Here is a 16,505-nt window from a genome sequence, read left to right as displayed (position 1 = left end):
GCTTTACTCGACTCACTAAGTGATTTGCTTGGCTCGCTAAGCGTTGCCTGCTCTGCCGTCTCAGTGGGGTCGCATTATAGGGATATTCGAATGATGGTCAACGTTTATTTCACGCTTATTCAAAAGAATTTGGTTTTAGTACAAAATACATACAAACCGCGGTTTGAGGGGGTATAATTTGCATATAAAAAGACCTTTCAATCAGTTTATACAAAGGATGAGGTTATTTACTTTGAACTAATTTCACTTTTACGAAAATAATAACTTTGAGCTTCCTCATAAATATTCATCTTAAGCACTCACACAAACTGCCTTTATATATAACTGTATGAGTGAAATTGTTAGGTACTATTACTAACCATTAATACGTATATATTTATCAGCTAACTCATCAATAGTTTCTCGGCAATTTGGATCTGGTTTTATGCAATCTATTGGACATACACTGATACAGGTTGGCTTTTCATAATGCCCTATACACTCGGTGCACCTTTCAGAATCTATCTGATAAATTTTAGCGCCCATATAAATTGCTTCATTTGGGCACTCTGGGTCGCACATATCACAGTTAATGCATTTATTATTTATTAGTAGTGCCACTATTACCTCCTTCGTTGACCTTTAATAAAGTGCGAATACTGAATCGCACTTGTTTTATATAGTTTATAAGTTACTTAACGCTTTTCATCTCTAAAAAAATACACCGAGCACCCATTAACTTTTTATTGCAAACCGCTAAGAAAACATTAATCTTAATGTCATTAATTAAGTTTTGGAGTTAAAAACAATGGCTGATTATGTATGGATATTCCCCGCAGTTGTACTTACTATCATTTTGGTTAAACTGGTTATAACTCATATAAACACTAAGAAAGAAGAGTCTTGATTTAACAGACTGCATGTAAATTAGTTCATTTCTTTAATAAGTAGCTTTTATTATGAATAAACTTTTTCGTTTTATTTAAGCAATAAAGTTCACAGTGATATACAGATACCTTCATTACTAAGTTTAATCGTTAAGTTGCTACAGCATGCTTATGTGGGTTACGTGTATCTTGGTGCTCATCTAAATTACGCATCAATATAGCGTGCTCTAAATTAATACCTTCATCTAACGGAACTTTTACAATATGCCCTGAGCCTTTGGCATCGCTAATACTTTCGCCCTTTTTGTTTTGCATGTATTCAAGCTCAAACGTAATGTTTCCTTGCGGTGTCATCAGCTCTAAAGAATGCCCAACACAAAATTTATTTTTAACGTCTATTTCAACTAGTCCATTTTCGCTGCGCCCTAGTACTTCACCCACAAATTGCTGCTTAGTAGACACCGAATGACCGTATTCGTAGTTTTGATATTCTTGGTGAACATGGCGCTTTAAAAAACCTTCGGTATAGCCTCTATGTGCTAAGTTCTCAAGCGTCTTAAATAAGTTTGTATCGAATGGTTTACCCGCAACCGCATCATCTATTGCTTTTCGATACACTTGAGCGGTGCGCGCAACGTAATAAAATGATTTAGTACGCCCTTCTATTTTTAAACTATGTACGCCCATTTTTGTAAGCTGTTCAACATACTGCACGGCACGCAAATCTTTTGAATTCATAATATAAGTGCCATGCTCATCCTCAAATGCTGGCATATACTCACCTGGGCGACCTTGCTCTTCGAGCATAAATACATCGTTACTTGGCACGCCTTCGCCAAGAGTAGGAATTACCTGTTTCGGATCAAACTTATGTACCATTTCGCCGGTTTCGTTCTCAGTACCGGGTTTTACATCGTATTCCCAACGGCATGCATTCGTACACGTACCTTGATTTGGATCGCGCTTATTTATATAACCCGAGAGTAAACATCGTCCAGAATAAGCCATACATAATGCACCATGCACGAATACTTCTAGCTCGGTGTCTGGACACTGTGTGCGTATTTCCTTTATTTCTTCAAGCGATAGCTCGCGAGATAAAATAACACGCTCAATACCTTGTTTTGCCCAAAACCGCACACTAGCGTAATTAACGGCATTTGCTTGCACTGATAAATGAATCGGCATTGTTGGCCATTTTTCACGAACAAGCATAATTAAACCCGGATCGGACATAATCAGCGCATCGGGCCCCATTGCTATTACCGGTTCAATATCACGTAAATACGATTTAACCTTAGCGTTATGCGGTGCAATATTTGATACCACATAAAACTTTTTATTTAATGCGTGTGCTTCATTAATGCCTATTTGTAAGGTCTCTAAGTCAAACTCATTATTACGCACACGCAAACTGTAGCGAGGCTGGCCGGCGTAAACGGCATCGGCCCCATATGCAAAGGCATAACGCATATTTTTTAAACTGCCTGCAGGGCACAACAGTTCAGGTATAAAAGGGCTTGAAGAAACAGGTGACATTTGCGCTCCCTACAACAAAGGACATTAAGCCAATTGTGTGCGTCATAAATTTAAATATAAAATCAAAGCGCGGCAGTATAAATAGCACTAAAAATTTCCCCTTGATCAAGATCATAAAATTGTAATTGAACTGGTTTTTAATAAAATTAGGATTTTTCAGCTAAAGCGCGTATAATTCGCGCCCGTTAATATTCACACTTTTACTTATAAATTATTGGAGCATAAAGATGGCTTTAGAGCGTACTTTCTCAATCGTAAAACCTGATGCAGTAGCTAAAAACCACATCGGCGCTATCTACAACCGTTTCGAAACTGCTGGCCTTAAAATCGTTGCAGCTAAAATGGTTCACCTTTCACAAGAGAAAGCTGAAGGCTTCTACGCTGAGCACAGCGAACGTCCTTTCTTCGGCGCTTTAGTTTCTTTCATGACTTCTGGCCCAGTAATGGTTACCGTTCTTGAAGGCGAAAACGCTGTTCTTAAAAACCGTGAAATCATGGGTGCTACTAACCCTGCTGAAGCACTAGCTGGTACTTTACGTGCAGACTACGCTGACAGCATCGACGAAAACGCTGTTCACGGTTCTGACGCTGTTGAATCTGCTGCTCGCGAAATCGCGTACTTCTTCGCTGACGAAGAGCTTTGCCCACGTACTCGTTAATTTGAGTTTCACAGTTAACCCTGTGATGCAAAGTATGAAAAGGGCTTTCGAGCCCTTTTTTAGTCATTAATTAAAGTATTACACTGGCATATTTGATGTTTTACTTAATGATTAAAATGAGTGAATTGTGTACAATTCATCATTGTAAATTTTATCACCACCGTTACTGATTAAGGTTGTTTCATGACCACTGCGCAAAAAAAGATTAACTTATTAGATTTAAACCGAGATGCAATGCGTGAGCTATTTGTATCGTTCGGTGAAAAGCCATTTCGTGGCGATCAGGTGATGAAATGGATTTATCATTTTGGCGTAGATAACTTCGACGAAATGAGCAATGTAAATAAAAAGCTTAAAGAAAAGCTTAAAGCTGAATGCGAAATTGTAGCCCCTGAAATCTCAGTTCGCCAACAAGCGAGCGACGGTACAATCAAATACGCATTAGTCCTTGAAGGCGGCCAAGAAGTAGAAGCCGTGTGGATCCCAGAAAAAGAACGTGCAACGCTATGTGTATCTTCGCAAGTTGGCTGTGCTTTAGAATGTACGTTTTGCTCTACCGCACAACAAGGCTTTAACCGTAACTTAAAAGTGTCTGAAATTATTGGCCAAGTATGGCGTGTAGCTAAAGATATTGGCCTAGATGGCAACAGCGAAAAGCGCCCTGTTACTAACGTAGTAATGATGGGTATGGGCGAGCCATTACTTAACGTTAAAAACGTAGTACCTGCTATGGAATTAATGATGGACGACTGGGGCTTTGGTTTATCTAAGCGCCGCGTAACATTAAGTACATCGGGCGTGGTACCGGCACTTGATTTATTAAAAGAGAAGATTGACGTAGCGCTTGCTATTTCACTTCACGCGCCAGATAACGCACTGCGTGATATTTTAGTGCCTATTAATAAAAAGTACCCTATTGAAGAGTTTTTAGCGGCATGTCGTCGTTACATTGATGGCTCTAAAGCCAATAAAGACGTAACAATTGAATACGTAATGCTTAACGGCGTAAACGACAGCACTGATCAAGCTCACGAATTAGTTAAAACGTTAAAAGGCACGCCTTCTAAGGTAAACCTTATTCCGTTTAATCCATTTCCGGGTAACGAATACACACGCTCGAGCAATAGCCGAATAGACCGCTTTTCTAAGGTTTTACAAGCTGCTGGCATTACCTGTATTGTGCGTCGTACTCGCGGGGATGATATTGATGCGGCATGTGGGCAATTAGCTGGCGATGTAGTTGACCGCACTAAACGTATGGCGAAAAAGAAAATGCGTGACGATAACAAAATCTCAGTTAACATCCAGCAAGCCTAAATTTAGTTAAATTACTAAAAGCCCTCCTGTTAAATCGTTTATTATTAAATAATTGATGCAACATGAGGGCTTTTAGGTAATATAGGCAATATGGACAAAAATAAAGAGATAAGGTAATGCGATCTATACTTGCTATAACACTATCGGCACTGGCTTTAAGTGGCTGTGTTACCGAAAGTAGTTATAACGGCAGTAATAAGCCCGTTGTCAAAAATAAAATCAATAACGCCGGGGCAGCACGCACTCGAATAGCTTTAGCCTTACAGTACCTAAAAACAGGTAATAATTCACAAGCAAAATACAACCTAGAACGCGCTGCTGAATTCGCTCCCAACTTACCTGAAGTTCATTACTCTATGGCCTATTACTACCAGCAAGTAGGTGAAAACCCATTAGCCGACAGAGCCTATCAAAAAGCATTAGATATAAAGCCTGATGATCCTAATACACTCAACAACTACGGTGTATTTTTATGTGGTATTGATGAATACGACCGCGCCACTGATCAATTTTTAAAAGCCATTGAAATTCCAACGTATATTCGTGTTGCCGAGAGCTACGAAAATCTAGCATTGTGCGCCATTGAATTTGATGATTTTGAAAACGCAGAAGCTTACTTTAAGCAAGCGCTTAATCACAGCTCTCAACGAACCTCTACTCTTATAAGCTTAGCGGCTCTGTTTTATGCAAAAAGTGACTTATACAAAGCGAACGACATTCTTAAAAAACATGACGACACAGGTCGAGTATCCTCGCGTGCTTTAATGCTTAGCTATTTAGTTAAAAATCGCATGGGTCGAATAGAAGAAGCCGAAAAAGTAGCAAGTACACTTTTACAAACCTATTCTACTAGTAAAGAAGCATACGCAATTAGAGAGCAACGCACACGATTTAACGAATTTGAAATGCTGCGCGAGAAATATCGTAAGGCAAAACTCAACGAGTTAAAAGCTGATGCAGACGGCACATATATAAGTGCAAAACCAAAAATAAAAATAGTAAGAAAAAAGGCACCTAATCAAGACAGCACAACAAGCCTGGTTATTAAGCAACCGGCGCAAATAAGTCCAGCAAAGCCTGAACAAAACACGCAAGATGCGAATCCGGTCATAGCCAGAAATGATATGAACACAAGCGCAGAAACAGCTGTTAATGAAGTTGAAACAACACCAGAAGTCACTCCAAAAAAAGTTACACCTAAAGCACCTGTAACAACAATTGTAAAACAGCCAGTACAAGCTGAAACACAACAAATTAAATCCTCTGGGCCATCAACAGATACGTCTGCGGTATTACTTGCGTTAACAACTCAACCAAATACAACAAATATGCCTGAGTCAGTTATTGAAGAGCCTGCTACTAAGTCAAGCACAGCAGCTTCAACAGTTACAGCTAAAGTCGTACCAGCAGCACCAAAAGAAGAAGTGAAAATTATTTCTTTTGGGGCGCCTAAAACGGCTAACTTTAATTCACCTCAAACAAATCAGCCAGCAGTCACGACGAACACGACAGCTGCCAGTAACGACTCAAATGTTGTTTTTTACGAAGCCACTAAAAATGAAGATATTTTTGAAACGAGTCGTTACCAAAACGGTAGTGACGTTACATTTACAAACTTATCATCAAATAAGCAAACAGCGTTACCTATGTTAAATCCTAAAGTCGCTACATTACGAGTGCCTTTTCATATCATTGAGTTTGGTGAAAACCTATTTAGCATTTCGGTGCGATACAATGTTAAACTACAAAAACTCCTGCAATGGAATGGATTAAAAGAGTCGGATCGGGTAATGAATGGCAGTAAAATTTACTTAAACGATCCTAATATTTATTACGAAATTAAATCTGGCGACTCCCTTTACGATATTGCTACCCAGAAGCAAGTATTAATTGATGAATTAATGCGATGGAATAAATTAAGTCCTGATATAGAGCTAAAACCAGGACATAGACTTTTACTAGTGGATCCAGACTCATACCTATTATGAATGAAGAAAATACGCAAAGCGAACAGCCTACAGTAGGCCAAATTTTAAAAGCACACAGAGAGCAAGCCAAGGTAAGCATTGAAACCATCGCTAAACCACTAAAGCTATCTGAGTTTCAAATTAAGCACCTTGAAAATGACGACTTTCAAGCGTTAGGACCTATTACTTTTGTTAAAGGCTACATAAAGAACTATTGCCGTGAATTAAAAGTAGATAGCGCACCTATATTAGCCATGTTGCCAGCACCACCTGAACCAGCAAAACCAGCTAACATGCAAAGCTTTTCTCGTCGTACAGAAAAAGAAGCAAGCGATAGCCGTTTAATGTTGGTAACTTACATTATTATAGCCATTGTTATTGGCTCGTCTGCTTTATGGTTTTGGCAAAACGCCACCCCAATTGAAGAACAAACCACAAATATAAATATTGGTAACACCATAATGAGTGAACGCCAAGCCATTCAATCAACTAATATTGAACAGCAAAAAACAGCAAACGATGTTGATGAGTTACGCCAAGAGCCTGTTGAGCAAAGTACAGATTTAACAAATAACGAAATAACACAAGCAGTTAACGAACAAACTTCTGAGTCAGATACCGATAAAGCCGACATCAGCACAATAGAAATGCTATTTAATGACGAAAGCTGGGTCGAAATTCACGACGGCGAAGGCGAAAAAATAGCCTTTGGCGTTAAAAAAGCAGGTTACAGAATGACTGTTTCTGGTACACCTCCTTTTGCTGTTGTGCTTGGTAAGCACAATGTAGTTAACATTACCTTAAACGGTGAGCCAATAGATATTTCGGCTTTTCCTAAGAACCGTTTAGCCAAATTTACATTACCATTAGCAGAGTAGTCGCTATGTTTTCAGAATCTCCTATCAAACGCAGAAAATCCACCCGTATTAATGTAGGCAATGTGCCTATTGGCGACGGCGCTCCAATTGCCGTGCAGTCGATGACTAATACCGACACCATGGACGTTGATGCAACCGTTGCACAAATTCAAGCCATACAAGATGCTGGCGCCGACATAGTACGAGTATCGGTACCGACTATGGACGCAGCTGAAGCGTTTAAAAGTATAAAAGAGCAAGTAAGTATTCCGCTTGTTGCCGACATTCATTTTGATTACCGCATAGCCCTAAAAGTGGCAAAGTATGGCGTAGATTGCTTACGTATAAACCCTGGTAATATAGGTAGCGAAGAGCGTATTAGAGCTGTTGTTGATTCAGCTCGCGAGCACAACATCCCTATTCGTATTGGCGTTAATGGCGGCTCACTTGAGCGCGATTTACAGGAAAAATATGGTGAACCAACACCTGAGGCGTTATTAGAATCAGCAATGCGCCATGTTGATATATTACGTCGCCTTGATTTTGATCAATTTAAAATATCGGTAAAAGCATCAGACGTATTTTTAGCTGTTGGCGCATACCGCTTGCTTGCAAAAGAAATAGACCAACCTTTGCATTTGGGTATCACTGAAGCTGGCGGCATGCGTTCAGGTTCAGTGAAATCGGCTGTTGGCTTAGGCATGTTACTAGCTGAAGGCATAGGCGATACATTACGTGTATCACTCGCCGCCGACCCGGTACAAGAAATAAAAGTAGGCTTTGATATATTAAAATCACTGCGCATTCGCTCTCGTGGTATTAACTTTATTGCCTGCCCCAGCTGCTCTCGTCAAGAGTTTGATGTAGTAAGCACTATGAACCAATTAGAAGAACGCCTTGAAGATATAATCGAACCGGTTTCTGTATCGGTTATTGGTTGTGTAGTAAATGGCCCTGGTGAAGCACTCGTCAGTGATATTGGCCTTGCAGGTGCAAATCGCCGTTCTGGTTTGTATATTAATGGTGAACGTCAAAAAGCCCGTATCGACAATAACAATATTGTTGAGCAATTAGAGGGCTACGTTCGCGATTTCATAGATAAAAAGCAAAGCCAAACCCCTATCGATGTAAAAATAGTCGAATAAATAACGCATAAACCGCCAAGCATTCGTGTTTGGCGTTGACCCTTATAATAGATTTACCCAAGCATTCAAAAATACAGAGCTCAGCGCTTCATCGGGCTTTATATCAAAGTATTACTTTTAATAATGGTAATTTCTTTTAATTCCAACGACGCTCGCATCTTGAGTTGGTTTGGGTATATAATGTCGGGTCAATTTTAAGCATTCTCGTTGTGTAAGCATTTTTTTATTACACATAAACAGTAATTAGGATTTATCAGTGGCAAAACAAATTCAGGCAGTTCGCGGTATGAACGATTGTCTGCCGGGCGATACACAAATTTGGCAGAAAGTAGAAAACATTTTACGCGAGACTGTAGCATCGTTCGGTTATCAAGAAATTCGTTTTCCTATTGTAGAATCAACCGATCTATTTAAACGCTCTATTGGTGAAGTAACCGATATAGTAGAAAAAGAAATGTACACCTTTGCCGATCGCAATGGCGACTTACTAACACTTCGCCCAGAAGGCACCGCAGTGTGTGTACGTGCTGGCAACCAAAATGGCTTACTGTATAACCAAGAGCAACGTCTTTGGTATATGGGCCCTATGTTTCGTCACGAGCGTCCGCAAAAAGGGCGTTATCGTCAATTTCACCAATTTGGTTTAGAAACCTTTGGTATTGCCACAGCCGATATAGATGCTGAAGTTATTTTATTAACAGCACAGCTTTGGGAAGCATTTGGCATTACTGAGCACGTACGTTTAGAGCTTAACTCTTTAGGTTCTAATGAAGCTCGCGCACAATACCGCGATGCGCTTGTTGCTTACCTTGAACAACATACCGACGTGCTTGATGAAGACTCAAAGCGCCGCATGTATTCAAACCCGTTACGTGTACTTGATAGCAAAAATCCAGACGTACAAGCAATATTAGTTGATGCGCCAAAACTATCTGAGCATTTAGATGCTGAATCAAAAGAACATTTTGAAAATTTATGTGAACGTTTAGACGCAGCTGGCGTCTCATACACGGTTAACGAAAAATTAGTGCGCGGTTTAGACTATTACAACCGCACAGTATTTGAATGGGTAACCGACAGCCTTGGCGCGCAAGGCACTGTGTGTGCAGGTGGACGTTACGACGGTTTAGTAGAGCAACTTGGTGGAAAGGCAACCCCAGCAGTTGGCTTTGCAATGGGCCTAGAGCGCTTAGTATTGCTACTACAAGCACTTGAATGTGTTGGTGACATACGTCGTAATGCTGATGTATATTTAGCGGCAATGGGCGACAAAGCAAGTATTCAAGCCCCAATTATCGCGTCAGAACTACGCCGTGATGTGGCTGGCCTTCGTGTGATGGTTCACGCGGGTGGCGGAAACTTTAAAAAACAATTAAAACGTGCCGATAAAAGCGATGCACTTGTTGCCGTAATTATTGGTGAAGATGAATTAGAGCAAGGCGTTGTGACCATAAAGTATTTACGCGAGCGTAAAGAACAAGTCACATTAAAATTAGAACAAGCTAAAGCGCTACTAGCTGAGCTTATAAACGGCTAAGCAGATATTAGAGGTAATCATGGATATACATTCAACAGAAGAAGAACAAGCAGAAGCAATTAAACGCTTTTTCCGTGAAAACGGTCTTTCACTGGCACTTGGTGTAATTGTCGGCTTAGGTGGCTTATACGGTTGGAAAGCTTACAACCAAAACCAAATTACAACCGCTGAGCAAGCGTCAGATTCTTACACTAAATTAGTTGAAGGTGATGATGTTTTATCGTCAGCTGATGCTTTTATCAGTGAAAATAAAGACACGAACTATGCTGCACTTGCGGCGTTTGTTGCCGCTAAAGATGCGGTAGAAGCACAAAAATTAGATGTTGCTAGCGAAAAGCTAAGCTGGATTGTATCAAACGTTGATAATGCAGAATTAAAAGCGATTGCGATTACACGTTTAGCGCGTATTCAAATTGCACAAACTAATTTTGACGATGCTTTAAGCACACTAAATGCACCATTACCTGAAGCATTTAATGCAAACGTAGCAGAACTTAAAGGCGATATTTACGCTCAGCAAGGCAATAAAGAGCAAGCACGTACTGCTTATCAAGCTGCGGTAGATGCAGGAGGGTTAACAGGCAACCCACTTTTACAAGTTAAGTTAGATGACCTAGCAGTAACTAGCCCAGCGGCATAAGGTTTTAGGTATGAAAAAATTAGCGACCGCAACCCTTGCCCTATGTATGGCAACGCTAATGGGTTGTTCATCAAGTGATGAAGAAGACGAACTAGTCCTTCCTGAAATCGTCAATCAGTTTGAAACTGATGTGGTTTGGCAAGAGTCTGTAGGTAGCGGCGTAGAGCATTATTTTTCTCGCTTAACACCTGCTGTTTACAAAGACACTGTTTATGTTGCTAACCGCGAAGGTCAAGTAGAAGCGTTATCGCTTACTAACGGCGATGTACAGTGGGACACCGACGTACGCCAAGACACCTCTTTTTGGCCTTGGAGCGACGACGGTTCAGCAAAATTATCAGGCGGTATATTACAAGCTTATGGTAAACTGTATATCGGTTCTGAACATGGCTTTGTTGTAGCACTTGACCGTGAAACCGGTGAAGAAGTATGGCGTAAAAACGTACCTGGTGAATCACTTTCAAAAGCAGCAGCTGGCGATGGCTTAATATTTGTAAACTTAGGCTCGGGTAAATTACTAGCCCTTCATCCCGATACTGGTGAAGAGCGTTGGAGCTTTGAGCAAGAAGTGCCTGCGCTTACATTACGCGGACAAAGTGCACCCACTGTTGCCAATGGTGGTGTTTTAGTTGGCCTTGAAACAGGTAAATTAAGCGTATTAATTTCAGAAAGTGGTTACTCAGCTTGGAGTGCAGAAATTGCAGCTGCAAAGGGTGCCTCAGAATTTGAACGCCTAGTTGATGTAGACACACAGCCACTCATTAGCGGCCCATACGCTTATGCAATTGCATATAACGGTAACTTAGCTGCAGTGGATATTCGCTCTGGTAATGTTGTTTGGAAGCGCGAATACAGTAGCTATCGCGAAATTTCGATGGATGCGCAAAGTATTTATGTAGTAGACAGCAACGGCGTTGTTTATGCATTAGATAAAAATTCAGGTATTGAACGTTGGAGCCAACCCGCACTTCGTGGTTGGTACTTAACAGGTCCTGCTGTTACAGGTAACTATTTAGCCTTAGGCGACCAAGAAGGTAACCTACATTGGCTAAACAAAGACACTGGTGAGCTTGTATCTCGTGAAGACTTTGACAGCTCAGGCTTCTTTGTTGAACCTGTTGTTGCCGACGACAAACTGATATTATACACCCGTGACGGTGAAGTAAGTGCGGTAACAATACCAAACTAACTAGCTAACACTTAAAGGTTTTTTGTAAGGCTTCGCTCTGCGAAGCCTTTTGTTGTTTTTTAAAGAGGTAGTTTATGCTTCCCGTGATCGCTCTAGTTGGGCGACCCAATGTGGGCAAATCCACATTATTTAACCGTTTAACACGTACTCGTGATGCACTCGTAGCCGATTTTCCAGGTTTAACACGAGATAGAAAATATGGCCAAGCTAATTACGATGGCTATGAATTTATCGTGGTGGACACGGGCGGTATTGATGGCACAGAAGAAGGCATCGAGATCGAAATGGCTGACCAATCGCTACTTGCTATTGAAGAAGCCGACATCGTACTGTTTTTAGTAGACGCACGCGTAGGTATGACCGTTGCCGACCAAGCTATTGCCAATCATCTTCGCAAGCAAGACAAAAAATGTTTTGTTGTTGCCAATAAAACCGATGGCATAGACGCTGATTCAAACTGTGCTGAATTTTACCAGCTATCACTGGGTGAAATTCATCACATAGCAGCAGCGCATGGTCGTGGTATTACACTTTTACTTGAGCACACACTTCAACCTGTGATTGCCGAACTAGCAGCACAAGATGAAGACGTAGCCGATGACGATGAAGAGCTAATAGACCTTTACGAAGAAGGTGAAGGCGATGATACCGACCACCAAGCATTTGCAGATAAGCCGGTAAAGCTTGCAATTATTGGTCGTCCTAATGTAGGTAAGTCAACACTTACAAACCGTATACTAGGTGAAGAACGTGTAATTGTGTACGATATGCCAGGTACAACGCGCGACTCTATCTATATCCCTATGACACGTAACGAAAAAGAGTACGTGTTAATCGACACAGCTGGTGTACGTAAACGTAAAAAAGTAAGCGACGTAGTAGAAAAGTTTTCAGTTATTAAAACACTGCAGGCTATTGAAGATTGTAATGTTGTTTTACTGGTTGTAGATGCGCGCGATGGTATTTCTGATCAAGACTTAAGTTTATTAGGTTTTGCGCTTAACTCAGGTCGTTCATTGGTTATTGCCGTGAACAAATGGGATGGGCTTGATGACTACGTTAAAGATCGTATTAAAACCGAGCTTGACCGCCGTTTAGGCTTTATTGACTTTGCACGCTTGCACTTTATATCAGCACTTCATGGCACAGGTGTTGGCCACTTATTTGAATCCGTTGATGAAGCGTACGAGTCAGCAACTAAACGTATAAGTACTGCAATGCTACGCCGTATTATGGACATGGCACAGGCCGATCACCAGCCGCCACTTGTTCGTGGTCGTCGTGTTAAGCTTAAATACGCGCATGCCGGTGGTTATAACCCGCCACGTATTGTAATTCACGGTAACCAAGTTCACGATTTACCAGATAGCTACAAACGCTACCTGATGAACTACTACCGTAAAGCACTTAAAATTATGGGCACCCCAATCAAAATTGAATTTAGAGAAGGTGATAACCCATTTGCAGGGCGTACTAATAAAGTAACGCTTTCGCAAAAACGTAAAATACGTGCCTTTGCAAAAGAAAACCGTAATAAATAAACGGCATAAGCGTTAATTTATTACAAAAAACGGCGTACTTTTTAGTACGCCGTTTTTGTTTTAATACGTTATTAAACGTTACAAGCTAAGTAAAGCTAAGCGCACTAAGTTCTCAACCGTGGTTTCGTGTGCACTTTTATTTTTATTAGTTGGCATAAACCTAGAAGCAGGCGGTTTAATAGTTATAAACCCATGATTGATGGACATTTCGTGCACTAACAGTTTTCGTTCTTTGGGGGTTAGGTGGTTTTCGTGTATTTTTGCAAGCTCGCCGCTATCAAGCCATATGCCAGCGCAACCTGGGCACTCGTCTATTTCGACAGCCTTAACTGGCGAAAAATACCGGCGCATCATCACAATACTTGGGCATTTAGGGCAATTTACTCGCATTGAAACATCGCCTTCATTTTCGGTATAGTTACTTAAGTGTTTAAGTAAAACCTGACCATGCTTTAACTCAGGCGAGCTAAATTTAAAAATTTGGCTGTTATCAAAAAACACGCCGCCTTGCGCTGACGTAAAAACAGTAATGCCGCCAACGAGTAAAGGTTCAAGTGGCGTATTAGTTCTAGGGCAATACATTTAAAATTCCTTTTCATTGATGCTTTTTTACTCAATCGCTTTATGAATAAGCCCAACAAGCGGCGCCGGTAGAGTAATATTACCTGTAAGTACAAACTCATGGGCTTCATCTGACATTTTTTGCCATGTGCGGCGAATAATACCAACCCACTTTTCTTCATTATAATCGGGTTTATTATTAGCAAACCCCAGCATGTAGTGTTCAATAAACACCAAACTCGCTACATCTTCTACTAATTGGCTATCTGGATTGCGTTTAATATCTTTTTTAGCAACCGCGTTATAAACACGGTTTTGGTCTGTATCGCTAAACCCAGCTTGTTTCATTAATTCAACAACGAGTGACGCATGAAAAATATAAAGTGCGCTACGCCATTGATGATAACCCTGCTTGTTCATTTCAAAGTCACTACGTGGTGACTTCCAACGCTGAATATGCTGCCCGCGCACTGCAATTTGCATGAGTTCATCTGCATCGGGTTTAAAACGAGTTAGCATGTCGCTCATACGGGTAGCATAAAGGCTCTCTTTGGGAACACTTTGCTCGTTAAGTTGCTCACTGTTTGGATCTTGGCTGTTGGCTTCATCAATTAGGGCGATTACTTTATTAAACATGACGGTCTTTTATTGTAATTAGTTTTAATCATTCTAAACGCTGATAAAGCAATAAACTAGTGCGCCACTCACTTGCACAGTGAAATTTGTTCAATCAAAAAGAAAAACCAATAGTTACAGGTTATAAAAGTAAGCGCATTGATTAAGTTAACTTGGTATTATCTTAGAAACAAAAATGGCACATGTGCGTAAACTAATAAAAATTAACGCGCTAAAAATGAGAATAATATGTTTAAAAAAACAATTTTAGCTATTTGCTTAGCTGTAGCATCACTGCCGAGCGCAGCCGATAGCAATGCAGATTTAAAAACCATTATTGATAACCACTGGCAAAATGCAAAAGCCGAAAAAATATTCTTTCGTACCGACCCTGATGGTTGGAAACCCAGTGGTACATTACCAAATTGGACCGAACAAGCCATTACAAAGCGCCAAGCTTATAATAACAATGTATTAAAAAGCTTAAGTAAAATAGACTCTAAAACGCTGAGCAGCTCGCAACTAATGAACTACCGCTTATTTAAATATGAGCGAGAAACCGAGCAGCAAAGCTACCTTTATCAAGATAAGTATTTTCCGGTTAATTTTTTAAGTGGCTGGCACACTTACTTTGCAGAAGCACCAGCTAATATGGCATTTTTAACAACCGATGATTACAACGCATTTTTAGTAAGCCTTGCCGACTATCCTCGCTTTAATCAAGAAAACATTAACTTGATGAAGGAAGGAATTAAACTGGGGTATACGCACTACTGCAAAACATTTGAAAATTACAGCCAGAGCATCAGCGCTCATATAGTTAAGCAACCTGAAAACAGCGCCTTATACGAGCCCTTTACACGTATACCAAATACGTTTACAGCAGAGCAAAAGGCAATATACCAAAACAAAGCAAAAGCCTTAATTAGCTCAAAAGTAGTTCCGGCTTATCAACACTTTTACGACTTTTTTGAAAACGATTACATGCCTAACTGTAGAACAGAGCCAGGTATTTCAAGCGTTAAAGGCGGGCTTGATTATTACAAATACACCGTTAATTACTACACCACAACTAACGCGACGCCTAAACAAATACATGAGCTGGGCCTAAAAGAAGTCGCGCGTATTAAAGCGCAAATGCAAGCCATTATTGATGAAGTAGAATTTGATGGCACCTATAGTGAGTTTTTAGAATTTTTAGCAACCGATGAGCAATTTTACGCAAAAGACGCGCAAGACCTACTTGAAAAAACCGCTTTTATCACGCAAAAAATGTATGGCAAATTGCCTACTTACTTTGGCCACTTACCGCGTAACACCTTTACTATTAAAGGCTCAGCAAGTCGTGGCGCGTTTTATATGCCACCGCCAGATAACCGCTCGCCAGGTACTTATTTTTTAGCCTCAACACCTAAACTGCAGCCTTTATATAATTTAGAAGCACTCAGCCTGCACGAAGCCATACCAGGGCACCACCTACAAAACGCCATTGCTATGGAGTTAAATGTACCTGAATTTAGACGCACACTCAGCCACTCTGCATTTGGCGAAGGTTGGGCGCTGTATACAGAGCGCTTAGGTAAAGAAGCGGGCTTTTATCAAAGCCCTTACAGCGATTTTGGCCGTTTAGGTTACGAAATGTGGCGTGCAGTGCGCTTAGTGGTTGATACCGGTATTCATGCGTTTGGCTGGAGCCGCCAAAAAGCAATTGACTACCTAGCAAGCCACACAGCGTTGCCACAAAGCGCCGTGGAAGATCAAATAGACCGTTATATTTCATGGCCAGGCCAAGCGCTCTCTTACAAAATGGGCGAAATAAAAATACGCGAACTGCGCGCAAAAGCCGAAAAAGAGCTTGGCCCACAATTTGATATACGCAGCTTTCACGATACCGTTATTGGCCAAGGTTCACTCCCTATGGCTGTACTTGAAGATGTTATAAACGATTGGATAGCAAAACAAAAAGTGACAAAGTAAAACCGTACTTCAATAAAATATGAGGCGATTACTCTATCGCCTCTTCTCAAATTGCAACCTTGCACGTATTTATAAATTTACTCGATTAAAAACAC

Annotated in this window: 14 protein-coding genes; 10 read left to right on the top strand and 4 right to left on the bottom strand. The window is 40.7% G+C overall.

Translation table 11 applies throughout. The annotated features are described in order from the left end of the window. Positions 1-354: 354 nt before the first annotated feature. Together AC27JL_RS07240 and trhP are read right to left on the bottom strand one after the other, a co-directional pair. On the bottom strand, positions 355-600 hold the full coding sequence (locus AC27JL_RS07240; protein ID WP_006794873.1) for a YfhL family 4Fe-4S dicluster ferredoxin: 246 nt from the start codon (positions 598-600) through the stop codon (positions 355-357). A gap of 416 nt (positions 601-1,016) precedes the next feature. Next, positions 1,017-2,405 carry a prephenate-dependent tRNA uridine(34) hydroxylase TrhP gene (gene trhP, locus AC27JL_RS07235; RefSeq protein WP_487195248.1) on the bottom strand — a complete coding sequence of 463 codons (1,389 nt, stop codon included), beginning with the start codon at positions 2,403-2,405 and terminating at the stop codon, positions 1,017-1,019. 227 nt (positions 2,406-2,632) lie between these two features. Here trhP and ndk point away from each other — a divergent pair, with 227 nt between their 5' ends. From ndk to der, 9 genes are all read left to right on the top strand, one after another. Beyond that, positions 2,633-3,064: a nucleoside-diphosphate kinase gene (gene ndk / locus AC27JL_RS07230; protein ID WP_008111339.1), complete on the top strand. Its 432-nt coding sequence runs from the start codon at positions 2,633-2,635 to the stop codon at positions 3,062-3,064. A gap of 183 nt (positions 3,065-3,247) precedes the next feature. Further along, entirely contained in the window at positions 3,248-4,381 is a 1,134-nt protein-coding gene (gene rlmN / locus AC27JL_RS07225; RefSeq protein WP_006793574.1) for a dual-specificity RNA methyltransferase RlmN, read from the top strand. Positions 4,382-4,497: 116 nt separating this feature from the next. Further along, the gene (pilW, locus tag AC27JL_RS07220) at positions 4,498-6,369 is read left to right on the top strand and encodes a type IV pilus biogenesis/stability protein PilW (protein ID WP_487195247.1); all 1,872 of its coding nucleotides are present in this window, start codon (positions 4,498-4,500) and stop codon (positions 6,367-6,369) included. Beyond that, the gene (locus AC27JL_RS07215; protein WP_039037221.1) at positions 6,366-7,226 is read left to right on the top strand and encodes a RodZ domain-containing protein; all 861 of its coding nucleotides are present in this window, start codon (positions 6,366-6,368) and stop codon (positions 7,224-7,226) included. The genes pilW and AC27JL_RS07215 overlap by 4 nt, the downstream gene beginning before the upstream one ends. Before the next feature lie 5 nt (positions 7,227-7,231). After that, a complete protein-coding gene (ispG, locus tag AC27JL_RS07210; RefSeq protein ID WP_006793571.1) occupies positions 7,232-8,350 on the top strand; it encodes a flavodoxin-dependent (E)-4-hydroxy-3-methylbut-2-enyl-diphosphate synthase in 1,119 nt (372 codons plus the stop codon). 256 nt (positions 8,351-8,606) lie between these two features. Next, positions 8,607-9,887 (top strand): histidine--tRNA ligase, encoded by a 1,281-nt coding sequence (gene hisS, locus AC27JL_RS07205; protein ID WP_487195245.1) that lies wholly within the window; start codon positions 8,607-8,609, stop codon positions 9,885-9,887. A gap of 19 nt (positions 9,888-9,906) precedes the next feature. After that, positions 9,907-10,527 carry a YfgM family protein gene (locus AC27JL_RS07200; RefSeq protein WP_006793569.1) on the top strand — a complete coding sequence of 207 codons (621 nt, stop codon included), beginning with the start codon at positions 9,907-9,909 and terminating at the stop codon, positions 10,525-10,527. A gap of 10 nt (positions 10,528-10,537) precedes the next feature. Beyond that, the gene (gene bamB, locus AC27JL_RS07195) at positions 10,538-11,716 is read left to right on the top strand and encodes an outer membrane protein assembly factor BamB (RefSeq protein WP_487195244.1); all 1,179 of its coding nucleotides are present in this window, start codon (positions 10,538-10,540) and stop codon (positions 11,714-11,716) included. 74 nt (positions 11,717-11,790) lie between these two features. Further along, a complete protein-coding gene (gene der, locus AC27JL_RS07190) occupies positions 11,791-13,257 on the top strand; it encodes a ribosome biogenesis GTPase Der (protein ID WP_010556037.1) in 1,467 nt (488 codons plus the stop codon). Between the two features lie 78 nt (positions 13,258-13,335). Here the strand turns inward: der and AC27JL_RS07185 are convergent, their stop codons facing one another. Next, positions 13,336-13,839 (bottom strand): TFIIB-type zinc ribbon-containing protein, encoded by a 504-nt coding sequence (locus AC27JL_RS07185; protein ID WP_487195243.1) that lies wholly within the window; start codon positions 13,837-13,839, stop codon positions 13,336-13,338. 27 nt (positions 13,840-13,866) lie between these two features. Further along, positions 13,867-14,454 (bottom strand): DUF4202 domain-containing protein, encoded by a 588-nt coding sequence (locus AC27JL_RS07180; RefSeq protein ID WP_487195241.1) that lies wholly within the window; start codon positions 14,452-14,454, stop codon positions 13,867-13,869. 228 nt (positions 14,455-14,682) lie between these two features. Here AC27JL_RS07180 and AC27JL_RS07175 point away from each other — a divergent pair, with 228 nt between their 5' ends. After that, the gene (locus AC27JL_RS07175; RefSeq protein ID WP_487195240.1) at positions 14,683-16,410 is read left to right on the top strand and encodes a DUF885 domain-containing protein; all 1,728 of its coding nucleotides are present in this window, start codon (positions 14,683-14,685) and stop codon (positions 16,408-16,410) included. The last annotated feature ends 95 nt before the right edge of the window (positions 16,411-16,505 follow it).

The organism is Pseudoalteromonas sp. 4NS20-0020 (assembly GCF_057554385.1).
The sequence above is the reverse complement of the archived record's forward strand: the minus strand, read 5'-3'. Positions and strand labels throughout refer to the sequence as shown.